General features: G+C 39.0%; 28 protein-coding genes. 20 read left to right on the plus strand and 8 right to left on the minus strand.

Annotated elements, in window-relative coordinates; all coding sequences use genetic code 11:
- Positions 1-14: 14 nt before the first annotated feature.
- The gene (locus MKY71_RS04160) at positions 15-677 is read left to right on the plus strand and encodes a potassium channel family protein (RefSeq protein WP_339175395.1); all 663 of its coding nucleotides are present in this window, start codon (positions 15-17) and stop codon (positions 675-677) included.
- Positions 678-773: 96 nt separating this feature from the next.
- Here MKY71_RS04160 and rnjA read toward each other — a convergent pair whose 3' ends face one another.
- Both rnjA and MKY71_RS04170 read right to left on the minus strand, forming a co-directional pair.
- Entirely contained in the window at positions 774-2,441 is a 1,668-nt protein-coding gene (rnjA, locus tag MKY71_RS04165; protein ID WP_008403476.1) for a ribonuclease J1, read from the minus strand.
- A 5-nt stretch (positions 2,442-2,446) separates the two neighbouring features.
- The gene (locus tag MKY71_RS04170; RefSeq protein ID WP_008403475.1) at positions 2,447-2,656 is read right to left on the minus strand and encodes a DNA-dependent RNA polymerase subunit epsilon; all 210 of its coding nucleotides are present in this window, start codon (positions 2,654-2,656) and stop codon (positions 2,447-2,449) included.
- Positions 2,657-2,997: 341 nt separating this feature from the next.
- Between MKY71_RS04170 and MKY71_RS04175 the strand changes: the two genes are divergently transcribed.
- Positions 2,998-3,768, plus strand: a complete 771-nt coding sequence (locus MKY71_RS04175) for a Cof-type HAD-IIB family hydrolase (protein ID WP_340731701.1) — start codon at positions 2,998-3,000, stop codon at positions 3,766-3,768.
- A gap of 331 nt (positions 3,769-4,099) precedes the next feature.
- Here MKY71_RS04175 and def read toward each other — a convergent pair whose 3' ends face one another.
- Complete coding sequence (gene def, locus MKY71_RS04180) at positions 4,100-4,657, minus strand: peptide deformylase (RefSeq protein ID WP_339175397.1); 558 nt, start codon at positions 4,655-4,657, stop codon at positions 4,100-4,102.
- Positions 4,658-5,040: 383 nt separating this feature from the next.
- Here def and pdhA point away from each other — a divergent pair, with 383 nt between their 5' ends.
- The 9 genes from pdhA to MKY71_RS04225 all read left to right on the plus strand — a co-directional run bounded on the left by pdhA (position 5,041) and on the right by MKY71_RS04225 (position 14,021).
- Positions 5,041-6,156 carry a pyruvate dehydrogenase (acetyl-transferring) E1 component subunit alpha gene (gene pdhA / locus MKY71_RS04185; RefSeq protein ID WP_339175399.1) on the plus strand — a complete coding sequence of 372 codons (1,116 nt, stop codon included), beginning with the start codon at positions 5,041-5,043 and terminating at the stop codon, positions 6,154-6,156.
- Between the two features lie 3 nt (positions 6,157-6,159).
- Positions 6,160-7,137, plus strand: a complete 978-nt coding sequence (locus MKY71_RS04190; RefSeq protein WP_339175400.1) for an alpha-ketoacid dehydrogenase subunit beta — start codon at positions 6,160-6,162, stop codon at positions 7,135-7,137.
- Positions 7,138-7,155: 18 nt separating this feature from the next.
- Positions 7,156-8,544, plus strand: a complete 1,389-nt coding sequence (locus MKY71_RS04195; RefSeq protein ID WP_339175401.1) for a dihydrolipoamide acetyltransferase family protein — start codon at positions 7,156-7,158, stop codon at positions 8,542-8,544.
- A gap of 4 nt (positions 8,545-8,548) precedes the next feature.
- A complete protein-coding gene (gene lpdA / locus MKY71_RS04200) occupies positions 8,549-9,961 on the plus strand; it encodes a dihydrolipoyl dehydrogenase (RefSeq protein WP_339175402.1) in 1,413 nt (470 codons plus the stop codon).
- Between the two features lie 574 nt (positions 9,962-10,535).
- Positions 10,536-11,432 (plus strand): group II intron reverse transcriptase/maturase, encoded by an 897-nt coding sequence (ltrA, locus tag MKY71_RS04205; RefSeq protein WP_340731702.1) that lies wholly within the window; start codon positions 10,536-10,538, stop codon positions 11,430-11,432.
- Positions 11,336-11,821 (plus strand): group II intron maturase-specific domain-containing protein, encoded by a 486-nt coding sequence (locus MKY71_RS04210; protein WP_340731703.1) that lies wholly within the window; start codon positions 11,336-11,338, stop codon positions 11,819-11,821. The genes ltrA and MKY71_RS04210 overlap by 97 nt, the downstream gene beginning before the upstream one ends.
- A gap of 301 nt (positions 11,822-12,122) precedes the next feature.
- The gene (locus MKY71_RS04215; protein ID WP_340731704.1) at positions 12,123-12,701 is read left to right on the plus strand and encodes a hypothetical protein; all 579 of its coding nucleotides are present in this window, start codon (positions 12,123-12,125) and stop codon (positions 12,699-12,701) included.
- A 254-nt stretch (positions 12,702-12,955) separates the two neighbouring features.
- Positions 12,956-13,369, plus strand: a complete 414-nt coding sequence (locus MKY71_RS04220; RefSeq protein ID WP_339175404.1) for a CidA/LrgA family protein — start codon at positions 12,956-12,958, stop codon at positions 13,367-13,369.
- On the plus strand, positions 13,332-14,021 hold the full coding sequence (locus tag MKY71_RS04225; RefSeq protein WP_339175405.1) for an LrgB family protein: 690 nt from the start codon (positions 13,332-13,334) through the stop codon (positions 14,019-14,021). Before MKY71_RS04220 ends, MKY71_RS04225 begins: the two co-directional genes overlap by 38 nt.
- Positions 14,022-14,056: 35 nt before the next feature.
- Here the strand turns inward: MKY71_RS04225 and MKY71_RS04230 are convergent, their stop codons facing one another.
- Entirely contained in the window at positions 14,057-15,526 is a 1,470-nt protein-coding gene (locus tag MKY71_RS04230) for an aminotransferase class I/II-fold pyridoxal phosphate-dependent enzyme (RefSeq protein ID WP_079524929.1), read from the minus strand.
- A gap of 126 nt (positions 15,527-15,652) precedes the next feature.
- Here MKY71_RS04230 and MKY71_RS04235 point away from each other — a divergent pair, with 126 nt between their 5' ends.
- Both MKY71_RS04235 and MKY71_RS04240 read left to right on the plus strand, forming a co-directional pair.
- Complete coding sequence (locus MKY71_RS04235; RefSeq protein WP_339175406.1) at positions 15,653-16,612, plus strand: NAD(P)H-dependent flavin oxidoreductase; 960 nt, start codon at positions 15,653-15,655, stop codon at positions 16,610-16,612.
- A 22-nt stretch (positions 16,613-16,634) separates the two neighbouring features.
- Complete coding sequence (locus tag MKY71_RS04240; RefSeq protein ID WP_079524933.1) at positions 16,635-16,904, plus strand: UPF0223 family protein; 270 nt, start codon at positions 16,635-16,637, stop codon at positions 16,902-16,904.
- Positions 16,905-17,110: 206 nt separating this feature from the next.
- On the opposite strand, the gene MKY71_RS04245 is transcribed toward MKY71_RS04240, so the two are convergent.
- Complete coding sequence (locus tag MKY71_RS04245) at positions 17,111-17,734, minus strand: YktB family protein (protein WP_340731705.1); 624 nt, start codon at positions 17,732-17,734, stop codon at positions 17,111-17,113.
- Between the two features lie 177 nt (positions 17,735-17,911).
- Between MKY71_RS04245 and MKY71_RS04250 the strand changes: the two genes are divergently transcribed.
- Positions 17,912-18,109, plus strand: a complete 198-nt coding sequence (locus MKY71_RS04250; protein WP_008403454.1) for a hypothetical protein — start codon at positions 17,912-17,914, stop codon at positions 18,107-18,109.
- Positions 18,110-18,251: 142 nt separating this feature from the next.
- On the plus strand, positions 18,252-19,046 hold the full coding sequence (locus MKY71_RS04255; protein WP_340731706.1) for an inositol monophosphatase family protein: 795 nt from the start codon (positions 18,252-18,254) through the stop codon (positions 19,044-19,046).
- A gap of 257 nt (positions 19,047-19,303) precedes the next feature.
- Here the strand turns inward: MKY71_RS04255 and MKY71_RS04260 are convergent, their stop codons facing one another.
- The gene (locus MKY71_RS04260; RefSeq protein WP_008403452.1) at positions 19,304-19,519 is read right to left on the minus strand and encodes a DUF5325 family protein; all 216 of its coding nucleotides are present in this window, start codon (positions 19,517-19,519) and stop codon (positions 19,304-19,306) included.
- A 128-nt stretch (positions 19,520-19,647) separates the two neighbouring features.
- On the opposite strand from MKY71_RS04260, the gene typA reads away from it, so the two are divergent.
- From typA to MKY71_RS04275, 3 genes are all read left to right on the plus strand, one after another.
- Entirely contained in the window at positions 19,648-21,498 is a 1,851-nt protein-coding gene (gene typA / locus MKY71_RS04265) for a translational GTPase TypA (RefSeq protein ID WP_339175409.1), read from the plus strand.
- Between the two features lie 24 nt (positions 21,499-21,522).
- Positions 21,523-21,921 (plus strand): YlaH-like family protein, encoded by a 399-nt coding sequence (locus MKY71_RS04270; RefSeq protein ID WP_339175410.1) that lies wholly within the window; start codon positions 21,523-21,525, stop codon positions 21,919-21,921.
- A gap of 127 nt (positions 21,922-22,048) precedes the next feature.
- Positions 22,049-22,687: a fucose permease gene (locus tag MKY71_RS04275; protein ID WP_339175411.1), complete on the plus strand. Its 639-nt coding sequence runs from the start codon at positions 22,049-22,051 to the stop codon at positions 22,685-22,687.
- 103 nt (positions 22,688-22,790) lie between these two features.
- On the opposite strand, the gene MKY71_RS04280 is transcribed toward MKY71_RS04275, so the two are convergent.
- Both MKY71_RS04280 and MKY71_RS04285 read right to left on the minus strand, forming a co-directional pair.
- Positions 22,791-22,994: a YlaI family protein gene (locus MKY71_RS04280; protein WP_339175412.1), complete on the minus strand. Its 204-nt coding sequence runs from the start codon at positions 22,992-22,994 to the stop codon at positions 22,791-22,793.
- 12 nt (positions 22,995-23,006) lie between these two features.
- Positions 23,007-23,507 (minus strand): peptidyl-prolyl cis-trans isomerase, encoded by a 501-nt coding sequence (locus MKY71_RS04285; RefSeq protein ID WP_339175413.1) that lies wholly within the window; start codon positions 23,505-23,507, stop codon positions 23,007-23,009.
- A gap of 170 nt (positions 23,508-23,677) precedes the next feature.
- Between MKY71_RS04285 and MKY71_RS04290 the strand changes: the two genes are divergently transcribed.
- Positions 23,678-23,959 carry a YlaN family protein gene (locus MKY71_RS04290; protein WP_008403446.1) on the plus strand — a complete coding sequence of 94 codons (282 nt, stop codon included), beginning with the start codon at positions 23,678-23,680 and terminating at the stop codon, positions 23,957-23,959.
- 60 nt (positions 23,960-24,019) lie between these two features.
- Positions 24,020-25,192, plus strand: coding sequence for an FtsW/RodA/SpoVE family cell cycle protein (locus MKY71_RS04295; RefSeq protein ID WP_340731707.1), 1,173 nt, complete (start codon positions 24,020-24,022; stop codon positions 25,190-25,192).
- The last annotated feature ends 4 nt before the right edge of the window (positions 25,193-25,196 follow it).

Below are 25,196 nucleotides of genomic sequence, written 5' to 3' on the forward strand. Positions count from 1 at the left end.
CGGAGGAGAAAAGAATGAAAAAAGAATTCGTAGTAATAGGGCTGGGACGTTTTGGAGGAAGTATCGTACGTGAACTCGTTAAACAAGGGGCCAATGTAATGGCAATCGATACAGACAGTGAACGTGTCGATGAATTTGCCCGTATTGCAACACAGGCTGTAGTAGCGGATACGACAGAAGAGGAAACAATCAAATCACTCGGATTGTGGAATTTCGAACATGTCATTGTAGCGATTGGTGAAGATATCCAGTCGAGTATTTTAACGACGCTTATTTTGAAAGAGCTTGGTGTTCCGCAAATTACAGTGAAAGCGCAGAATGACTACCACGAAAAAGTATTGCTGAAAATCGGTGCGGATTTTGTTGTGCATCCTGAACGTGATATGGGGATCCGGATTGCCAATAATATGATGTCAAACAGTGTTCTTGATTATTTGGAAATTTCCAATGAGCATTCCATTATGGAAGTTAAAGCGAACGAAAGTATTGCCGGTCAGTCATTAATCGAGCTGGATGTACGTGCTAAATACGGATTGAACATCGTCGGCATTACTCGCGGTGATGAGATCATGATTTCCCCGAATGCAACAGAGCGTATTCAAGTGGGGGACGTGTTACTCATTATCGGTGCGGATGTCGATATTAACCGATTTGTAAAGAAGGTTATTCAGCGGTAGGTTAGCGCTGTTTTGACTAAACTTCGGACATAAATAAAAATCCATCATTTCGCGAAAGCAAAATGATGGATTTTTTATATTGGGAACTAGTCCCTTTTATACTTCCATAATGATCGGTAAAATCATTGGGCGACGTTTTGTCTTTTCATATAAATATGGACCTAATACATCGGTAATTTCATTTTTCAAATCATTCCATTGTGTATCTTTTTCCTGAATCGTGCTGTTCAAATGATGGTTCAGCATTTTTTGTGCTTCATTTATCATCATGCCAGATTCACGCATATACACAAATCCGCGGGAAATAATATCCGGACCGGAAACAATTTTGTTTTTAGCCATATCGACACTTACGACAACGATGACCAAACCTTCTTCTGAAAGAATTCGGCGGTCGCGTAATACGATATTGCCGATATCCCCGATTCCATTCCCATCGATATATACATCGCCTGAAGGAATACGTCCTGCAACATGTGCTTCATTTGCACTTAATGCAAGTACATCACCATTTTCCATAACGAACGAGTTTTCCAATGGAACTTCACAAGCTTCAGCTAATTCAGTATGAATTTTCAACATGCGGTATTCACCATGAATCGGCATAAAGAATTTCGGTTTCATTAAACGCAGCATCAGTTTTTGTTCTTGCTGAGAACCGTGACCTGAAGTATGGATATTATTTAATGCGCCATGGATAACTTCTGCACCGGCACGGAATAATAAGTTGATAATTTTGTTTACACTCATCGTGTTACCAGGAACCGGAGAAGATGAGAATACAACTGTATCACCAGGCTGGATTTGAATTTGACGGTGAGTACCGTTTGCAATTCGTGATAATGCAGCCATCGGTTCACCTTGAGAACCGGTACATAAAATCATCACTTCATTTGCAGGTAAACGGTTTAAACTTTGTATATCGACAAATGTTTCTTTAGGTGCTGTAATATAGCCTAATTCACGGCCGATTGTAATCGCATTATCCATTGATCGACCGAACACAGCCACTTTACGGCCATATTTCACGGCTGCATCTGTTGCCTGTTGTAAACGGTGGATATTTGAAGCGAATGTTGCGAAAATAATACGTCCGTCAACTTTACGGAAAATTTCGTCAATGCTTTTTCCGACTGTACGCTCAGACATTGTAAAATCAGGCTTTTCAGCGTTTGTACTATCTGATAGTAAACAAAGAACGCCATCACGGCCGATTTCCGCCATTTTCGTCAAGTTAGCAGGCTCGCCTACTGGAGTAAAGTCAAACTTAAAGTCACCAGTGTGCACAATATTACCCGGTGGTGTCTTGATGACAATACCATATGCATCTGGAATACTATGTGTTGTACGGAAGAAGCTGACAGCTGTTTTACGGAATTTAATGACATCATTCTCTTTAAATTCAATCAGTTTTGTTGTACGTAATAAGCCATGCTCTTCTAATTTGTTGCGAAGTAGACCTAGTGCAAGTTTCCCGCCGTAGACTGGAATATTAACTTGACGTAATAAATAAGGAATACCACCGATATGATCTTCGTGACCATGTGTTATAAATAAGCCTTTGATTTTGTCTACATTTCGAACTAAATACGTATAGTCTGGAATTACATAGTCAATGCCAAGCAAATCGTCTTCAGGGAACTTAATACCTGCATCTATTAGGATGATTTCATCTTGGAATTGTACTGCATATGTGTTTTTGCCGATTTCGCCCAGTCCGCCGAGTGCGAATACAGCCGCTTGATCATTCTTAACGAATTTCATAACAATTAAGCGTTCTCCAGACGGAAATTCGGGCTGTTTTGTTCATATTCTAAATAGTTGCCTTCTAGAAGTTGAACAAGTTCGATATTGTAGTTACGGTCTTTTAAATAGTGACGTACTTCACGTTCAGATGACGCCTCTAAATAAAGTGTTTTTGTGTTTTCGCGAACTGGAATTTCAGAAATGTTTTCTTGATAATAGACTTTGTAAATCATAGTTACTCTCCTTTAAGTACGAACATTATTACTGCACTTCTAATTTGTAGAAAAATGCATTTCCTTTATATTATCACGGGACTCCTTTAAAATAAAGAAAAGCCCTTCAAATTTCGTGAACATCAAAGTGGTCACGAATGAAAAAAATGGCACGTCCTGTAATCGGGCGTGCCACTCTAAATGAAGTGTTAGGCAATTAATTTTTTTCCGAGGATGCCATTTAATCGTTTTCGCCATTTCTTTTTGAGACGTTTTAACATAGGTCATCACTCCTCACACTCATTATACTAAATATTCAGACTTTTGTAAAGGGTCTATTAAAATTAAAGGAGCGTTATAAATTGAAGAAAATATTATTTTTTGATGTAGACGGCACTTTATACAATTCAGATAAAAAATTGCCTGCTTCTGCAAAGGAAGCGATATTCAAGGCACGTGAAAACGGTCATGAAATTGCGATTGCAACAGGACGTGCACCATTTATGATAAAAGATATACTGGAAGAGCTTGAAATCGATACATATGTGACATTTAACGGGCAATATGTTGTCTATCAAGGGGAAGTCGTATATACCGATCAGATTGACAATGAAACTTTAACGGAAATCCTGGAATTTGGTGCACAGCGCAATCATCCGTTAGTATTCCTGAATGAAAAGGAAATGATCGCGACTGAAAGCGACTATGAAAGTGTGGAAAGCAGTTTAGCAACACTTCAATATCCATATCCGCAAATCGATCCGCAATACTATTTGCACACACCGGTGTATCAAACACTTGTATTTATAGAAGAAGAGGAACAGCCAATTTATGAACAGCAGTTCCCGCAAGTTCAATTTATCCGTTGGCATCCTTTCTCATGTGATGTACTGCCAGCCGGTGGTTCAAAAGCAAACGGCATCCGAAAACTGCTGGAAAAAATTAATTTCCCGGTTGAAGATGTTATTACATTTGGCGATGGATTAAATGACATTGAAATGCTGTCAGAGTTTGGGTATAGTGTCGCGATGGAAAATGGTCATGAGAGGGCAAAGGAAGCAGCTTCAATGATTACAGGACATGTGGACAATGGCGGCTTGGCTGACGCAATGAAGAAATTGAAATTAATATAGTAGAACAGTAGAAGAAACGTTGTGGGAAATTTTTCACAGCGTTTTTTTGTTGTGGGAGTAGGGCGCAAGGTTTTATTAGAACAATGTAAGCGGTTATTTGATAATCGGATAACGATATTAGAAAGAATGGAAAGGATTTTAGAACATCGGGCTGACATTTTTGAACAATTGACAATTATATTAGAAGATCTCATTTTTATTAGAACATTTACACGGATATTGGAACATTTTCAATTTTATTAGAAGTTTCAAAATTAAAACGACTTTCTTCTATAGTAACTTATCAAAAAAGAACCCATTCTCGCTTCTAACGAAAATGGGTTCTATAGATTTAGTCTCTTCCGAATGGAATGCTGTTTTCTAACTGGATGAACGGGTCTTTTTCATCGATGCGATCATAGAACATAACGCCGTTTAAATGATCAAGTTCATGTTGGAACGCGATTGCAGGAAGTCCTGATAAACGCATCTTCTTTTCTTCGCCGTCCACTGTCATAAACTTCACAGTGATGCGTGCATAACGATAGACATAACCGGGAACGGCACGGTCTACTGACAGGCAGCCTTCACCACTTGTTATATAAGTCTGTTCGACAGAATGGCTGACAATTTTAGGGTTAACTGCGACAAAGCTGAGCAGTTCGCCGTTTTCGTCTTCCAAATGCAGTGCAAACATACGTTTTAAACTGTTTACCTGGTTTGCAGCTAAGCCGATACCGCCACGTAAATTATATTTTTCAGCAATTTCAGGATCTTGGCTATTAATTAAATATTGCAGCATATCATCTGCGAGTTGTCGATCTTCTGCAGATAACGGAAAAGTAACTTCCTCCGCGCGGGTGCGTAATGTAGGGTGTCCTTCACGGATAATATGTTCCATTAAAATCATGTGAAACTTCCTTTCAGTTCAAACTTATATGTGTAAGTATACACGACTCTCCGGAATCGAAGTAAGAAAAAACCTTCTCCAAAAGAAAAATATCATAATTTCAGATTTAACAATTCAATATAAGGGAATGAATAAATGGTGTGGTGTTATTAATTAAATAATAAAATTTATTGGGTGTTTTTTCTATTATAGTACAGAGGTGATTAATGTATGATACAGGTAATGTAACTGTATCAGTTTCGGTAAATGCGAGGAAAAATCTTTAATTAAGATGATAAACAATGATTGACCGATAGAATTTTATTCTTTATACTCGGGTTATAGAAACGTTGTACTAGTAAAAAACGAAATTTTTTTAATACAGTTCAAAGGGGATGTAAACAATGGCAGAAAAAATGAAGAATCAATTGGACCCAGCTGGAACGTTACAGGAAATTGAAAGTAAGTTTGAAATGTTCCAGATTTTAAACGAGCAGGGTGAAATAGTAAATGAAGCGGCTATGCCGGACTTAACGGACGAGCAATTAGTTGAATTGATGGAACGTATGGTTTACGTACGTATTTTAGATCAACGTTCGATTTCGTTAAACCGTCAAGGACGTCTTGGTTTCTATGCACCGACTGCGGGTCAGGAAGCTTCGCAACTTGCATCACATTATGCTTTGGAAAAAGAAGACTGGATTTTGCCAGGTTACCGTGATGTTCCGCAAATCGTTATGCACGGTTTACCATTATGGAAAGCATTTTTATTCAGCCGCGGTCACTTCGTTGGTAACCAAGTACCTGAAGGCGTAAATGTATTGGCACCACAAATTATTATCGGTGCACAATATATCCAAACTGCGGGTGTAGCACTTGGTTTACAAAAACGTGGTTCAAAAACAGTTGCGATTACTTATACAGGTGACGGCGGTTCATCACAAGGTGATTTCTACGAAGGAATTAACTTTGCGGGTGCATTCAAATCACCGGCGATCTTCATCGTGCAAAACAACCAATATGCAATTTCGACGCCACGTGAATTACAGACATCTGCTAAAACGATTGCACAAAAAGGTGTAGCCGCAGGTATTCCATGTATTTTAGTAGACGGAATGGATCCATTAGCAGTATATGCAGCGACAAAGGATGCGCGTGACCGTGCTGTTCGTGGTGAAGGACCAACATTAATCGAAACAATGTGTTACCGTTACGGACCACATACGATGGCAGGGGATGACCCGACACGTTACCGTACAACGGATATCGACAATGAATGGGCTGCAAAAGATCCATTAGTACGCTTCCGTACATTCCTTGAAGCTAAAGGTTTATGGGATGAGCAAAAAGAGGAAGCAGTAATTGAACGTGCTAAAGAAGAGATTAAAGATGCTATTAAACAAGCAGACCAAGCACCAAAACAAAAAGTTACGGAATTAATCGAAAATATGTACGCTGGAGAAATGCCGGCGAACTTAAAAGAACAGTATGCGATTTATAAAGAGAAGGAGTCGAAATAAGCCATGGCACAAATGACAATGATTCAAGCAATTACAGATGCATTACGCTGCGAATTAAAAAATGACGAGAACGTTTTAGTATTCGGTGAAGACGTTGGTGTAAACGGCGGGGTATTCCGTGCAACAGAAGGTCTTCAAAAAGAATTCGGCGTTGACCGTGTATTTGATACGCCTCTTGCAGAATCAGGAATCGGTGGTTTAGCAGTTGGTTTAGGGTTAACTGGATACCGTCCAGTACCTGAAATTCAATTTTTCGGCTTCGTATTCGAGGTAATGGATTCGATCAGCGGACAATTGGCTCGTATGAGATACCGTTCAGGCGGTACGTATAATGCACCTGTAACAATCCGTTCTCCATTCGGCGGTGGTGTTCATACGCCTGAAATGCACTCGGATTCATTAGAAGGATTGATGGCTCAATCACCAGGATTGAAAGTAGTTATTCCATCAACACCATATGATGCAAAAGGTTTACTAATTGCTTCGATCCGTGATGATAATCCGGTTATTTTCTTAGAGCATTTAAAACTATACCGTTCATTCCGTGAAGAAGTTCCGGAAGAGTCATATACAATAGAATTGGGTAAAGCAGATGTGAAACGTGAAGGGAAGGACCTTTCGATCATTGCTTACGGCTTAATGGTTCACGAAAGTCTAAAAGCGGCAGAAGAATTGGAAAAAGAAGGCTACTCAGTAGAAGTAATCGATTTGCGTACAATTCAGCCGTTAGATATCGAAACGATTATTGCATCTGTTGAAAAAACAGGTCGCGCAATTGTTGTTCAGGAAGCGCAAAAGCAAGCAGGTATTGCGGCAAACGTAGTCGCAGAAATTACAGAGCGTGCGATTCTATCATTAGAAGCACCAGTATTACGTGTAGCAGCACCAGATACAATCTATTCATTCCCACAAGCGGAAGGTGTATGGTTACCTACGTATAAAGATGTAATGGAAACTGCAAAGAAAGTCTTAACATTCTAAGAATTGAGGGTGAGATAAATGGCATTTACGTTTCGTTTACCAGATATCGGAGAAGGTATTCATGAAGGTGAAATCGTCAAATGGTTCGTTAAACCTGGCGATCAAGTAAAAGAAGACGATATTTTAGCAGAAGTTCAAAATGATAAAGCAGTCGTTGAAATTCCGTCACCAGTTGATGGTACAGTAGAAGAAATCTTTGTAGAAGAAGGAACGGTTGCGATTGTCGGGGATGCCTTAATCCGCTTTGATGCACCAGGCTATGAAGATTTAAAACTAAAAGGTGATGACCACCACGAATCAAATGAATCAAACAAAACAGAAGCACAAGTACAGTCTACTGCTGAGGCTGGCCAAGATGTGAAAAAAGAAGAAACGAAAGCGGATAAGAGTGCAGATACTGCTCAGCCGGAAGCTCCTGCTGAAACAGAAAAAGCTGCATCAGCATCTGAAACAGAATCTTCAGGTAAACGCATTATCGCAATGCCTTCTGTTCGTAAGTATGCACGTGAAAAAGGTGTCGACATTCAGCAAGTTTCAGGTACAGGCAAAAATGGCCGTGTGTTAAAAGAAGATATTGAGAGCTTCTTAAACGGAGGTCAACAGTCAGCTTCTGAAACAGAAGAAGTAAATGAGACACAACAGTCGCAAGCAGAAGAGAAACAAACAGATACAAAACAAGCTGCTCCTGTTGCGCTAGAAGGCGAGTTCCCGGAAACACGCGAAAAAATGAGCGGTATCCGCAAAGCGATTGCCAAAGCAATGGTACATTCAAAACATACGGCTCCGCACGTAACGTTAATGGATGAAGTGGATGTAACAGAACTTGTTGCACACCGTAAGCAATTCAAGGATATTGCAGCAGAGCAAGGTATTAAATTAACGTATTTACCGTACGTTGTGAAAGCTTTAATCTCGACTTTACGTAAATATCCTGATTTCAACCGTTCGCTTGATGATGCGACACAAGAAATTATTCAAAAACATTACTATAATATTGGTATTGCGGCTGATACAGAAAAAGGTTTATTAGTTCCTGTAATTAAGCATGCTGATCGTAAGTCAGTGTTCAGCTTATCTCAAGAGATTAATGAATTGGCTGTAAAAGCACGTGATGGTAAGCTAGCGACGCACGAAATGAAAGGCGCGTCAATGTCAATTACAAACATCGGTTCAGCTGGTGGGCAATGGTTCACACCGGTAATTAACCACCCTGAAGTGGCGATCTTAGGAATTGGTCGTATTTCAGAGAAACCAGTAATAAAAAATGGTGAAATTGTAGCAGCACATGTGTTAGCATTATCATTGAGCTTTGATCATCGAATGATCGATGGTGCGACTGCACAAAACGCTTTAAATCATTTAAAACGTTTATTAAGTGAGCCGCAACTATTATTAATGGAGGCGTAAAAAAATGGTAGTAGGAGATTTTCCAATCGAACTAGATACTCTTGTAGTAGGTTCTGGCCCTGGTGGCTATGTAGCAGCAATCCGTGCAGCACAAACAGGTCAAAAGGTAACAATCGTTGAACGTGGAGCATTAGGTGGGGTATGTTTAAACGTAGGTTGTATCCCTTCAAAAGCTTTAATTTCAGTAGGTCACCGCTTTGAAAATGCTCAACATTCAGATGATATGGGTGTTACAGCATCTGAAGTGAAATTAGACTGGTCTAAAGCACAAGCATTTAAAGACAGCGTTGTTAAAAAATTAGTTGGCGGCGTTGAAGGCTTATTAAAAGGTAATAAAGTAGATATCGTAAAAGGTGAAGCTTACTTCGTGGATGCAAACACTGTACGTGTTATCGACGGTGATAATGCTCAAACTTATACTTTCAAAAACGCTATTTTAGCAACAGGATCTCGTCCTATCGAAATCCCGACATTTAAATTTACAAAGCGTGTAGTAAGCTCAACTGGTGCGTTATCATTCCCTGAAGTACCAGGTAAATTAGTAGTTATCGGTGGCGGTTACATCGGTACAGAGTTAGGTTCAGCATATGCTAACTTAGGTTCTCAAGTAACAATTATCGAAGGCGGTAAAGATATTTTAGCTGGCTTCGAAAAACAAATGACGCAAATCGTTAAAAAAGGTCTTAAGAAAAAAGGCGTTGAAGTTGTAGTAAACGCATCTGCTAAAGGCGTAGAAGAAAGCGAAAACGGCGTAGTCGTTACTTATGAAGTAGGCGGCGAAGAAAAAACTGTTGAAGCAGATTACGTATTAGTAACTGTTGGTCGTCGTCCGAATACGGATGAAATGGGCTTAGAAGAAGTAGGTATTAAGTTCGCAGAACGCGGATTATTGGAAGTAGACAAACAAGGTCGTACTTCAGTATCGAACATCTATGCAATCGGTGATATCGTTGCAGGTCCACAACTTGCTCATAAAGCTTCTTATGAAGGTAAAGTTGCTGCAGAAGCAATCGCTGGTGAACCATCAGAAGTTGACTACTTAGCAATTCCAGCAGTATGCTTCACAGATCCAGAAATGGCAACTGTAGGCTACTCTGAAGAGCAAGCAAAAGCGGAAGGTTTAGAAGTGAAAGCTGCTAAATTCCCATTCGCTGCAAACGGCCGTGCATTAGCATTAAACGAAACAGAAGGCTTCGTGAAACTAGTAGCACGTAAAGAAGACGGCTTATTAGTTGGTGCTCAAATCGTTGGTGTTGGTGCTTCTGATATGATCGCTGAAATGGCAACTGCTATTGAAGGCGGTATGACTGCAGAAGATATCGCATTAACAATCCATGCACACCCAACTTTAGGTGAAATTACAATGGAAGCTGCTGAAGTTTTACTAGGCAACCCAATCCACATTGTAACTAAATAATTTATGAAATTTACACTGTCCATTTTAAATGGGCAGTGTTTTTTTAGTGTGCCCGGCATGCACAACAGCCTGGTGGTGAAAGTCCACTACAGGCTTGGCAGTAGGAACTGTTAGCGAAAGACAAGGGTGTCCATGGTGACGTGGAATCTGAAGGAAGTCGGACGCAAACTCTCGAACTGACGAACAGAAATCAGATAAAAGGCTGACTTGGGACGGATGAGCTTGCTAAACAAAGCGAAGTCCAATACTGCCCAAATCCCATACAGTAAATCTGGCAGTTACATGAGAGGAAGGCGGTTGTGCTTACCCGGGGAGGTCTCTTGAGGGTTATTCAATTAACAATTTGTTTAGTGATAAATGGATGAATCAAGAGAAGTCAGCAGAAGCCATAGTAGTCTTCGACCGAAGATGAAGGGCCGAACAATCTTTTAAATCTTGAAAGAAACAAGGAGGTGGAGACATCCCGCCAAAACACAGAAAACATCAAGGTATAGACCGAATAGATGGCTACTTATAGAGGGATAAGCTGGAAGCGAAAGAGTATATAAGAGCGTGTAGGGATGTAAACATGGAAATGAAGAAACAAGAAAGTATCAATTTAATTGACAGAGTAACGTCTCATAGAAACCTATGGAACGCATACAAGAAAGTAAAAGGGAATGGTGGAGCACCTGGAATCGATGGTATCACAGTTGATGGACTGAAAGCGCATTTAATGAAATATGAAGAACCATTGAAAAGGAAATTAAAAGATGGTTCCTATCAGCCACAACCAGTGAAGCGGGTAGCTATCCCAAAAGCGGATGGCTCCAAACGATATCTAGGTATACCATGTGTATTAGACCGAGTTGTGCAACAAGCCATTTTACAAGTAATCCATCCAATTATTGATCCACACTTCTCGAATAAAAGCTTTGGTTTCCGAAAAGGTCGAAATCAACACCAAGCGATTGCCCTTGCGAAGAGATATTACGAGGAAGGTTTTCGAACAGTGGTCGATTGTGACTTGAAAAGCTACTTTGACACAATCCATCATCAACGGCTACGAGCTTATCTAGAAGAATTCATAACAGATAAAATCGTACTTAAGTTAATATGGAAATTCCTACGCTCTGGCATATTGGACAAGGATATCCTCATTGAAACGACAGAAGGTACACCTCAAGGTGGTCCACTCTCTCCTATTCTAGCAAATGTGTACTTAAACAAGCTAGATAGAGAATTAGAAAAACGAGGACATCGATTCATTCGCTATGCGGATGATTTCGTGATTTATGTGAAGTCGCCAAGAGCAGGTGAACGGGTCATGACAAGTGTCAAGAAATTTATCGAAGATGAACTGGGTCTAACAATCAATGAGCAGAAAAGTAAAGTATGTGGAGCAACAGCAGCTACATTCCTAGGTTTTCATCTTCAAAATCTGTCGGGAAAGTTGGATACCGACCAATCAAGTCCGCCAAGAAACGACTAAAAGATAAGTTAAAAACATTGACGAGTCGTAAACGAACCGGGACATTTCGTGAGATTGTGAAAAGAATCAATCAAACAACGGTGGGTTGGATAAATTACTATGGTATCGCTAACATGAAAACTTTTATCAGAGAAATACAAGCATGGCTAAATCATCGCTTACGTCAATTAATATGGAAACGGTGGAAACTACCACGAACAAAATATGCGAAATTACGCCAATACGGAATCCAACATGATGAAGCCATGAAAACGGCACATTCAAGAAAAGGATACTGGCGAATATCACGAAGTGAGGTTCTACACCAAGCCATTCCAAATAAAAGGCTCGTAAAGTGGGGACTGAAAGACCTGTCCCAACTTTACGAGCGAAGATACTCAAAAGATTGAACCGCCGTATACGGAACCGTACGTACGGTGGTGTGAGAGGTCGGCTAGCCAATTAATGGCTAGCCTCCTACTCGATTGGCTATGAATCGGAAATAAGCACACAACGAAAAAATAATTTTCCTATATAATAAAAAGGTTTTTAAATTGTGAAATATGGTTATATATAACTGAAACATACATTTTAAAAGTCGAAAAGGTAGAACTAACAATCTAATGGCAATCGAATAAAATGGGAAAGAAGCGCTAATTACAGGAGTCACACTGCTTGCAGGATTTCATTGATTAAGGGAGTTGTCGAGGTATGAATAATTCTGGTGAAAAAAAGAAACTGCAAAGTGAATGGGCATCATCGGCAGTTGTACTATTAATGGAGCCAAAAGAAGAAAAGTTCGTCGGTGAAACAGATCGATTTGCCACAATTGCACTTGATGTATTAGTAAGAAAGCTGCTTGAAGTGCAAAAAGAGGATTTTACAATAGATTCTTATGAGCTGTTACAGCACGCCATAGTCAACGCTATTAACAAAAAGTATACTGATATAGCGCAAGCTTATGACGGGCTAATTACGGCCGCAGGGAACCTTCAAACATGCCCTTTAATAATGGAATCACATTATAAATATAGCAATGGAAAAATTTCGACCCAAAACGCAGAATTCGTTTTACGCAATACAATGAAGGCGATTCTATTCAATATCAATCAAATTCCGTACAATGAACTGACAGAGCACTCTGTCGATCAAATAAGTAAGACAATCCAATTTGCTAAAGAAGTAATTTCTGAAAAAACAACGGTACCTGAACTGACTTTGGTTTTAAGACGTGTTTTAGGATCACTGATAAATGTCCAGCTAAAGACAACAAGTGAAATGAAAAATTAATGATAACGGCCTTTCAATGATTCAAAACAGGTGAAAATTAAATAACTTTAACTAGTAAATATTTACGGAGGCTACCTTGTATTAGTTAAACAAGGTAGCTTTTCCTGTTACTTTAAATATCAAGGAATGGTTCAAATTATAGCAGGAAAATAAAATAGACAGATATTTTTAATAGACGTACAATAAAGTGAAACTTCTATAAGTAGGGGCTCCCAATGAATAATGAGGAAATTTTATGGAAAGGGGATTAACAGGTGGAGATTATTCGTACTATTGCTCAAATTGGCATTATCATTTTATTTTACCTGGCAGGTGAATTTATCGTTTCAATTACCGGTATTATTATACCTGGGAGTATTATCGGGTTGCTTATATTGTGGCTAGCTCTCTACTTTAAAATATTAAATGTGAAATACATACAAAACGGTGCAAGCTTTATGCTGGCATTTTTAACATTATTTTTTATTCCTTCAACAGTGGGCGTCATCAATTATCCTGAATTGCTAACGATCTCGGGAGGGCTTTTTGTTTTAGCAGTTATTATCAGTACAATTTTTGCGCTGGTTATTACCGGTAAGGTCAGTAAATTAATAGAAAGAAAGGAACGTAAAATGAAGGAGGAGGAGAAGATTGCTGCATCTACTGCTAATTCTGTTCATCATAAGTAGCACTGTTTTTCTTTTTGTATTGCTGAACAGACTGTACTTGAAAGTGGGTCATCCACTTTTATTGCCTATTTTAACGGCGACTTGTATTACGGTTGTTATTTTACTAGTTTTTAATATTCCTTACGAAACATACATGGAAGGGGGACAGTGGATATCGAAAATGCTCGGTCCGGCAGTTGTAGCATTGGCATTTCCTTTGTACAACCAGCGTGAGCTTATATTTAAATATAAATATTCCATTATTACGAGCATCATTGTCGCAATGATTGCGGGTCTCATCAGTGTTGTAGCATTGCTTTTACTTTTCGGATCAAGCAAGGAATTTATCCTTACTTCATTACCAAAATCGTTAACAACACCTGTAGCAATGCAAGTAAGTGATATTGTTGGCGGGATACCGCCGCTGACTGCTGTAATGGTTATGGTTGCAGGGTTTACTGGTGCCATTTTGGGCCCGGTTATATTTAAATTATTTAAAATTGATACGGCTATCAGTCGGGGGGTAGCTATGGGAAGTGCTTCACATGGTGTCGGATTGACAAAATTAAAGGAGTATAGTGAAGAAGATCTATCGATCGGGTCGCTGTCAATGGGGCTTAGTGCGGTTGTAGGGGCTTTCATTATTCCGCTTATTTCGATTTATTTATTTTAAAAAAGACAGACAGCATTTAGCTGTCTGTCGAAATATTAATAAATCGCTTTTCGCTCTTTAATTACACGGATGTTTTGTAATGTGCTGTCCTCAGGTCCCTGTACAGGGAGACCAGCTTCAATATTCATTTTAATAAAATCAATATTGCTCTGCGTAATTATTTCCCCGGGAATAAATATTGGAATGCCCGGTGGGTACACCATTATAAACTCCGCGCAAATATACCCTTCTGCCTGTGCAAGGGGGATACTTTCTGTTTGAGCATAAAATGCATCGCGCGGTGTCATGGCAAGAGCAGGAATTTCAGGGATTTGAACATTTGTTTCAGTAATCGATGCTTCCGATTCGAAGTTTTTCGACATACGTGTCAAAGCATTCACAAGTAAATTAATCTCTTTTTTCGAATCTCCGATAGTTACTAAGCATAGTATATTATATAAATCGGACAACTCTACTTCCAAGTTTGCGTTCTGACGCAACCATTCTTCTGCAACATGTCCGGTAATGCCTAAATCTTTAACGCAAATTAACAGCTTTAACGGATCCATATCAAAAGTAGCGGAAGTCCCGAGTTTTTCACGCCCTACACAATGTAGATGCGGAATTGCGTTAATGCGTTTCCGGGCATCTTTAGCCAAACGGATTGCTTCATCCAACAAGTCATGTCCATGGACAGCAAGCTGGCGACGTGCCGTGTCTAAAGACGCCAGTAATGGATAGGAAGTCGATGTCGTTGTCAGCATAGAGAATACTGCCTGTACTCTTTTAGCTGTTACAAGGCCTTCTCTCACATTTAAGACAGAACTGCCGGTCATGGAGCCACCAAGCTTATGTGTGCTTGTAGCAGCCATATCCGCACCTGCTTGCATTGCTGATAACGGCAGCTCATCATGGAATTTAATATGAACGCCATGAGCCTCATCCACAATTACTGGAATATTACGTGCATGTACTATTTCGACAATGCGTTTTAAATCTGCAACAAAACCGAAATATGTCGGGTTGATGACAAGTACGGCTTTCGCATCTGGATACGTCGTCAATGCACGCTCCACAGACTCAGGTGAAATACCATGAGAAATGCCGAGCTCACTGTCAACTTCCGGATGAATAAAAATAGGGATAGCACCTGCAAAAACAATCGCTGACATAATCGATTTATGTACATTCCGCGGTACTATAATTTTATCGCCTGGACCGACGACAGTCATAATCATCGTCATAATGGCGCCACTAGTACCTTGCACGGAAAAAAATGTATGGTCAGCACCAAAGGCTTCAGCAGCAAGATTTTGTGCTTGCATAATCACACCTTTAGGAGCGTGTAAATCATCTAGTGGAGCAATATTAATTAAATCAATTGATAAAACGTTGTCGCCTACAAATTCTCTGTAAGCTGGATCCATGCCTTGCCCTTTTTTATGGCCTGGGATATGGAACTGGATAGGGTGTCTGTTGCGATGCTTAAGTAATGCATCAAACAAAGGAGTCTCTAACTGTGACAACGCAGGTACCACCTCACTATTTAGTATTTTTTAAAAACAAGTGAATTATAGCACCTATTAAAGTTGCTGACTATATAAATATTTCAATCAAATGAATTAACAGCTATTATTTTAGGAGGAATAACAATGAAATGGCAAACAAAAGTTACTGATTTATTGCAAATTCAATATCCTATTATTCAAGGCGGATTGGCATACTTGGCCTATTCAGAGCTTGCTGCAGCAGTTTCCAATGCAGGAGCATTAGGACAGATTACCGCTATGAGCTTACCATCACCGGAAGCGTTAAAAGAAGAAATAAAAAAAGTGAGAGAAATGACAGATCAACCGTTTGGAGTAAACTTTGCAATAGGAATGCATGGAAAAGGTTACGAAAAGATGATCGAAGTAGCCGGTGAAATGGATGTACCTGTAGTGACGATTACTGGAGGAAATCCTGCACCGATATTCGACATATTAAAAGATGCATCATGTAAAAAACTTGTACTCGTCGCTGCGAAACGACAGGCTCAAAAAGCAGAACAGCTTGGCGCGGATGCAGTAATGGTTGTCGGGCAAGAAGGCGGCGGTCATTTAGGGCGAGACGATGTCGGAACAATGGTGCTTGTGCCGCAAGTTGTCGACAGTGTTTCGATTCCGGTTATCGCTTCAGGTGGAATCGGAGACGGACGTGGTTGGATGGCAGCGCACGCATTAGGGGCAGAGGGAATTGAAATGGGTACACGCTTCATTGCGACGAAAGAATGCGTCCATGCTTCTATGGCATATAAAAACGCCCTGATTGAAAGTGAAGAAACAGATACGACGATCATTAAACGCTCGATCGGTGCACCTGCCCGAGTGATCCGCAATGCATTTACGGATGAAATTTTAGAAGTAGAAGATAAAACGCCTACATATGAAGCGCTGAAATCATATATAAGCGGTGAAGCTAACAAAAATTTCATTTATGGCGGCGATGCGACAAAGGGATATGGCTGGGCTGGCCAAGTAACAGGATTAATTCAAGATGTACCATCAGTGGAAGAATTAATTCAGCGTATGGTTGTACAAGCGGAAAAAATCCGTTTAAAATGGGGACAGTAATGATTAAAGGCAGGTTATAACTATGGAATATTCATACCCATTATCAACGGACTGGACGACAGATGAAATGGTGGATGTCGTACGCTTTTTTGAAGTTGTGGAAATGGCTTACGAAAAAGGTGCAAAGCGTGAACTAGTCATGGCACGCTATAAACGTTTTAAAGAGATTGTCCCTTCCCAGGCGGAAGAAAAAACAATTTGCCGTGAATTTGAACAGGCGAGCTCTTATGTACCGTACCGTGTTGTAAAGCTTGCAAAAGAATTAGCGGACGGGCAAATTGTAAGAATGTAATGAAAAAGCTGTTGGAATGAAGTTCATCGGTTAAGTAAGGCGAGAAACGGATGAAAGCTACGGATTTTCATTACAGCAAAAAGCAGCATTTTCTCATCCGGGGAAAATGCTGCTTTTAATTTTAATATTAAGAATTTTTTAAATTATTTTTAAATTGTTGGAATGTTTAGCAGTCTTTTGTACATATTAATAATAAATGGTTGCAATTAACCTTTGATGACTTCATAAACAGGGAGAAGCTCATCGAAAGTTTGTTCAGCCAATTGCAAAAACTGTTCTGCAGACATATTAATTGCCTCATCTGCAGATATACGACGCCCAACAAGAAATTCTCCTTTTTTTACATCACGCAGGCGTATAAGGAGCTGTTCAAGCTTTTCGGTGCGCGCTTCTTTTAAAGAAATCGTATCTGGCTGCATATGATCGCCTGAAAGTACGTAATCATCGGATAAATTTTTGATGACTTGCATATTTTTCAGTAGGCGCTGTGCCATTTCCTCTTTTTGCGGCGCTTCATAAATCACTGCAACAACGATGAAAAGGTGCGTACCCCATAACCCAATCTGGAAATGCGGCAAAGCTTTATAACCACGTTTATAAGGAGCAAAAGCAACCCAGGAATCTTTTGGCGGGTTTACAGTACGACGGGCATGTTTGGCCACATGACCGAAAAACTCTTCTCCTGTTTGTGCACTGAAATACCCTGTAAACGTATCGGATAGTTCATTGAACTTCGGGCGGATAATTGTAGTTAAAGCTTCCATACGCTCATCCAGACCGTCGATATCAAATACTTGGAAGTCTTCTTTAGTCCATTTGACAATACTCATATTTTTATAATTCCTTTCGTTTTATGTTTATTTTATTAATTTTTTGGGAAAAAATCTTGTAATAGAAACTTTATACCAACGGAAAATATCAAAGGTGAGGCTATATGTCTTAAGGAATTACTTATATTATCCAGTGTGGATAAAGTCTGAAAAATTATGATAAGGAAGTGATTTATTATGAAACAGATGATTAAGATTATACGCAAAGTTGATATTGAAAAGCAATATGAAGAGATTTTAATGTTGGAAATGGATTATGAACTAGCTACACTCTATGCGGCGATGAATGATAAAAATCAATCTGAAATTGATAAATCTAAAAAACGATTAACAGAAATTCAAGAGGAATTAAAAGGTCTACATGCATATGCGTAACAAAAAAACCTTTCCAAAATAAAAAATCACTTGCCGACGTAAGAAAGCAAGTGATTTTTTGTTATAATGAGAATACTTCAAAAACGCTCATTATTTTTACATATATATAAACTAGCGATTGTTGTCGGAAGGTGGATGAACGATGGATATAAAAAAACTGGATGAATTTGCAAAAGAAATTATTTTTGAAGCGGGAAAAAATATTCGAGCAGCATTTTCCTATAATATTGAAATCGAAACAAAGTCGAATCCCAATGATTTAGTAACGAATATAGATCGGGAAACGGAATTATTTTTTATTGAAAAAATAAAAGTATTTAATCCGGACCATCGTATTTTAGGTGAAGAAGGAATGGGTGAAAAGGTCGATAGCCTTGAAGGGGTTGTATGGATTATCGATCCGATTGACGGCACGATGAATTTTGTTAAGCAGCACCGTCATTTCATGATTACTATCGGTATATATGTAGATGGCGTCGGAGTATTGGGCTACATATTTGATGTAATGAGAGAAGATCTATTTAATGCAATTGCAGGTGCAGGTGCATGGTATAATGATTCACCGTTGCGCAAGCTGCAGCCGGTGAAAATCGAAGAGGCGGTAATCGGTATCAATGCGAACTGGGTTACACCGAATAATCGCATCAATCATGAAAAAATTATTGAACTAGTCCGTACGGTACGCGGAACCCGTTCTTACGGATCTGCTGCAATGGAAATCGCCTTTGTTGTAAGCGGCAAGCTGGATGCCTATATGTCCATGCGCCTAGCACCGTGGGATATTGGCGGTGGCGTCATCATAGCGAAAGAAGTAGGGGCAATTGCGACTAACCTAAAAGGCGAAGATTTCGATTATTTATCGAAAGATACATTCCTAATCGCCAACCCTTCAATTCATCAGTTAATTTTGGAGAAATATATTGAAGTGAAAAAATAAAAATAAAGTATGGCAGATGTAGAAATTAATTAGAGAATATAAAAACTCACTATATGAAACGGATATTTTATAAAATTGATTGGAATGGAGGGGAGGCGACTCCTGCGGGAATAGCGTGACGCCTGAGACTACAGGCTCAGGCCACGCCCGCGGAAAGCGTCCGACCCGGAATGGAAAACAATTTTCAAACAAAAAACCCCTATTTTTCTCGTAGAGAAAAATAGGGGTTTTGGATTACAACACCGAAGTTTTTATTTCTATAGTAAACCTTGATCTCTGAATTTACGTTTTGTCTTAAATGCCATACCGAAAATTCCGCACATTACGATAACACCTAAAATAACACCGATCCAGCCAGTTGTTTCATATTTTGGTCCTGTCATGAAAACAAGAGAAAATGCAAATCCAATGCTAATCATTGAAAGAATCGCAGCTAATGCGTAGATAAACATCACAAATTTTGCTTTATTCATCGTTTATACCTCCATATACTTTTTATATGTGACAATAAATGTAATTAATTATTGTGAAAAGACATTTAATCTTTCATGTGCTATAATATCACAGTTAAACAATTGAAAAAAGAATATGGAGTGGAATAATGACAAATTTACGTCAAGATATTCGTAATATCGCAATTATTGCTCACGTTGACCATGGTAAAACAACGTTAGTAGACCAATTATTAAAACAATCAGGGACTTTCCGTTCAAACGAACGTGTTGAAGAACGTGCAATGGACTCTGGTGATATAGAGCGTGAACGTGGAATTACGATTTTAGCTAAAAATACTGCAGTAAATTACAATGGAACTCGTATCAACATCCTTGATACGCCTGGACACGCAGACTTCGGTGGAGAAGTAGAACGTATCTTAAAAATGGTAGATGGCGTTTGTTTAGTTGTCGATGCGTATGAGGGTTGTATGCCGCAAACGCGCTTCGTTCTAAAGAAAGCGTTGGAGCAACGTTTAACACCAATCGTTGTAGTTAACAAAGTAGATAAAGATTCAGCTCGTCCACTAGAAGTAGTAGATGAAGTATTAGAATTATTAATCGAACTAGGTGCAGATGATGATCAATTAGACTTCCCGGTTGTTTATGCTTCAGGTGTAAACGGGACTGCATCATTAGATCCAGACCCAGCTAACCAAGAAGAAGACATGAAATGCCTATTCGAGAAAATCATTGAAGCTATCCCAGCTCCAGTAGATAACTCGGACGAGCCATTACAATTCCAAGTAGCATTACTTGATTATAATGACTTCGTTGGTCGTATCGGTATCGGTCGTGTATTCCGCGGTAAAATTTCTGTAGGTCAACAAGTTTCTCTTATGAAATTAGATGGCACAGTGAAGAACTTCCGTGTAACAAAAATCTTCGGTTTCTTCGGTTTAAAACGTGAAGAAATTGAAACAGCAATTGCTGGTGATTTAATCGCAGTATCAGGAATGGAAGATATTAACGTTGGTGAGACAGTTTGTCCAACCGAGCATCAAGAAGCATTAACACCATTACGCATTGATGAGCCAACATTACAAATGACATTCTTAGTAAACAACTCACCATTCGCAGGTCGCGAAGGGAAATGGGTAACTTCTCGTAAAATCGAAGAGCGTTTACGTGCACAATTACAAACTGACGTATCTCTACGTGTAGAAGATACAGATTCTCCAGATGCTTGGACAGTTTCTGGTCGTGGTGAGCTTCACTTATCGATCTTAATTGAAAACATGCGTCGTGAAGGTTATGAGCTACAAGTTTCTAAACCACAAGTTATCATCCGTGATATCGACGGCGTAAAATCTGAGCCGATTGAGCGCGTTCAAATCGACGTTCCTGAAGATTCAGTAGGATCTATCATTGAATCAATCGGTACTCGTAAAGGTGAAATGCTTGATATGGTAAACAACGGTTCTGGACAAGTACGTTTAATCTTTAACGTACCAGCACGTGGTTTAATCGGTTATACAACTGAATTCATGTCGATTACTAAAGGTTTCGGTATCATCAACCATACATTTGATCACTATGCACCAGTAGTACCTGGTAAAGTAGGCGGACGTCACCAAGGCGTACTTGTTTCTATGGAAAATGGTAAATCAACAACTTATGGTATGATGGGTATTGAAGACCGTGGTACATTATTCATTGAGCCGGGTACGGAAGTATACGAAGGAATGGTTGTTGGTGAAAACAACCGTGATGGCGATATTACTGTAAACATTACGAAACAAAAACAAAAAACAAACATCCGTTCAGCGAATAAAGACCAAACGAATGTTATTAAAAAGCCTCGTATTTTAACGCTTGAAGAAGCATTGGAATATTTAGGCGATGATGAGTACCTGGAAGTAACTCCAGAATCAATCCGATTACGTAAACAGATCCTTGATAAAGGTGAACGTGAGCGTGTTGCTAAAAAGAAAAAGAACGCTGAGTTAGAAGCTTAATTGGCGTCATTAAGGAAAGGTTGAATGATGTTGAATATTATGGCTGTGTTTGGTAGCTATTTTAATTTAGTATTACTGGCAACTGTATCTACAAATGAAAGTGAATACGTGTTTAATCGTATGTCCGGAATTACAAGATATTTATACGAAAATTTACCGAGCTACGAAATAGCTGGCTATGCAACATTCGTTCTTGTATTCCTTATGTCGGCAATTGTATACAAACTTGGTTTTGCAAAAAAACTTTCATTCGGCAGAAATGTCATCATCTATGCGTTCCTGTTTATAGGATGTATCGTGTTAACATTTTTAGCGTTATTTTTACCGATGATTGAAGGTTTAATTGTAGCTGCGCTAATTCTGATCATTTATAAATCACGTTTGTGGCGTGAGAAACGTGAAGAAGCGAAACAACTAAGTTAATAAAGAGGGGGGATGTGTTAATTTGGACACATTCCCTTCTTTTTTTAAGGCGGTTTGTTTGAAAACGCTTTATTCGGAGCGTTATAATTCATAACTGGGGATAATAACAAAAATGGAGTAGAGTAAAATGAATCTTACAAAAAAACAAGTCTTTATCATTGTTGGTTTAGCGATAATTATTATATCTTGCGTTATTTTTATACCTGCAGTATTATCTGCGAAAAATGAAGATAATGCAGCTGCGGAATTAAGTGAAATTTATAACGAACAATTTGTTGTCACAAAATCTACGGCACCTGCATTCGGTGATGATTTTGAAATAACTGTCCAATCGGAAACATCAAAAATAGTGTATGATTTTGAAGTAAAAGACGGTCAATATTTTGGCGAATATTATGGTGAAAATGTAAACATGCAAGTGAATGAACTGATTCAACCAATTGTGGGAGAAGAAATTTTAGTGATGTCGAATGTATTCCAGAAAGGTTTGGAAGAAGAGACAGCACTTGAAAATGTGAAAGCGGAAAAAGCGACTGTCCATTTATTAGTGGATGACGAGGTTTCGGAAGCGACAGCTCAGCAAATTGCAGATGCTTTAAAATCACAGTTCGGCGAAATTCCCGTTACGATAGAAGCGTATGTTGTTGATGAAGAACGTGTTTTAGAAGGGGTAAAAACAGAAGTTTTGAACTTTTTCCAGCTTAGCAAAATTAACGGAGAAAGCTTCGTCGATTTCAAATTCCACGAACAGTCTTTTAAATTTTAATAAGTTCGTTTAATAAAATCCTTATAAAGATTCGGAAATTTTATATGCAAAAACCCATTTTTCTCAATGAGAAAAATGGGTTTTTAGTTTTCCAAATCGTAGTTTAAAACTCTTCATCAAATTTTGATGATGTTCGGAAAAAGCGGAATTTTCCTGTGGCAATTCGTTTATGTGTGTTTTCGGAAATACGATCCGAACATTCTGGACACATAAACGTATGGATGGGACGATTGCGTAATTTTTTCGCTAAAGGTAAATCGTTTGGTAGTTCATGTAGTGTATCGCAAATGACACATTTTACACGCATGACGAAATCCTCCTATTGAATACGAATCGCACGCACATTTTTTATTGGATTTTCAACATTTGAACCATCAGCAAATAATACATGTACTGGTCCATCTTCTAATAGCGGTTTGCCATCTTGGCTGAACTTGAAAATGAAACTTTCAGCCTGCGCTAACGGAAATGCAAATTCCTCGCCTGTCGTACATTCAAAAACAACTTCATTTGCACCATCAGCAAGTTCTGCATTTTTCAGGAATGGTTTGATTTCCATACCGAATGTGCCTGTCATCATGCCTTTACGGTCAAATTTACGTTCAGTTTTTAATGTAGGCGGAAATACTGCACCTTCCATAATTTCACGCGACCAGTGCGCGCCCATATCACGTAAATATTTTTCGTTATTTTCTTCAACTTTTTCTGATACAAAATATGTATTCAGATCCAGTTTACGATCATCAAAAATCCATACAGTAGGATCTAATGTTAGTTCAAATTTAACCGCACCTTTAATTGGAATGATTGTTTCGGTCATTTGTAAGTCCCCCTTCACTAAGTTCCTTCATAATTATAACGCGATTCTTCATAGAAAGAAATATAATTGAATTGAACGCAAAACATACAAAGACACTTGCATTTTTGAATGTAAAAAGATACACTTTACTAAGATAGAATCGAAGAAATATCATAGATGGGGGCGTCCTCATGGATACGAAAGCACAAGCTTCCTTTCAGGAAAAAGCATTAGAGCTGTTAACTGCGGATGCAGATAAAATTGCTCGATTAATTCGCGTACAAATGGATAATCTGACAATGCCATCTTGTCCGTTATATGAAGAAGTTTTAGATACACAAATGTTTGGTTTATCGCGTGAAATTGAATTTGCCGCGAAACTAGGGCTGATCGAACGTGAACAAGGTAAGCAAATTCTCGATTCGTTGGAGAAAGAGCTTTCTTTATTACATGATGCGTATACAGACAAATAAAAGAAAACTCAAACGCTACATTGCGGTTTGAGTTTTTTTTTCAAAGATGAGGTTTACTACATGAAACAGTATTTTAAAAATTATTTCCGCAATTTTGATTATGGTTTGTTATTCGTTTATATTTTATTGATGTTATTTGGACTTGTCATGATTTACAGCTCGAGTATTTGGGTTTCTATTATGCAATATGATGCAAATCCTAATTTCTATTACAATCGCCAGCTCGTCAATATCATTTTGGCGCTGATTTTGTTTACGGTCGCTGTTATCATACCCTATAAAAGATTATCCAATAAATCTATATTAGGTCTTTTGCTGGCAGCTATGTTTATACTAGAGTTATGGCTTTTAATAGCCGGTAAAAATGTGAATGGTTCCAGAAGTTGGATCAGCCTGTTCGGGCTTATGAATTTCCAGCCATCCGAATTTGCTAAACTCTTTATTATTATTTTCTTTGCGGGAACTTTTTACCGTAAAAGTGTGAACCGGGGTTCGATGCAGCTGTTAACATTTGATGATGTATCGTATCCGCTGGGCATGTGGTTATTTATCGTACTTGTTGTCGGCTTTGAAACCGACCTCGGTGCACTTGTTATAATTGTAGCCATTGCACTTGTTGTTGTAATTACGAGCGGACTTAGGGGTAAAACGCTCGGCAGGATTTTTGGACTTCTCTCGGCACTCGGTGTTGTCGGAATGATCGGGATTTTAATCTTTAAATGGGATACGGTTTTTAACGCAAGCCGAAGAGGCCGTATTACTTCCTTTTTAGATCCTTTCAGCGACCCGCTTAATTCCGGATATCATGTTGTCAACGGTTATTATGCCATTGGAGCAGGGGGATTGGAAGGACGCGGGCTTGGGCAGTCGATACAAAAACTGGGGTACGTGCCTGAACCGCAAACCGATTTCATTATGGCGATTATTGCCGAAGAGTTAGGGATTTTTGGTGTTTCAATTGTTATTCTTGGTTTAGGCTTTATTGTGATGCGCGGTTATTATATTGCGATGTCAACAAAAGATCCGCTTGCACGAATGTTGGCGGCGGGCATTTCTACATGGATAGGATTACAGACTTTTATTAATTTAGGTGGATTATCGGGACTTATCCCGTTAACCGGAGTAACGTTACCTTTTATAAGCTATGGCGGTACTTCTATATTATTGCTCTCAGTGGCAATGGGGATACTTATTAATGTATCCACACATCACAAATTGGAAAAAAGAAAGTAATTGG

The organism is Solibacillus sp. FSL W7-1324 (genome assembly GCF_038008025.1).
In the GTDB taxonomy this organism is placed as follows: domain Bacteria; phylum Bacillota; class Bacilli; order Bacillales_A; family Planococcaceae; genus Solibacillus.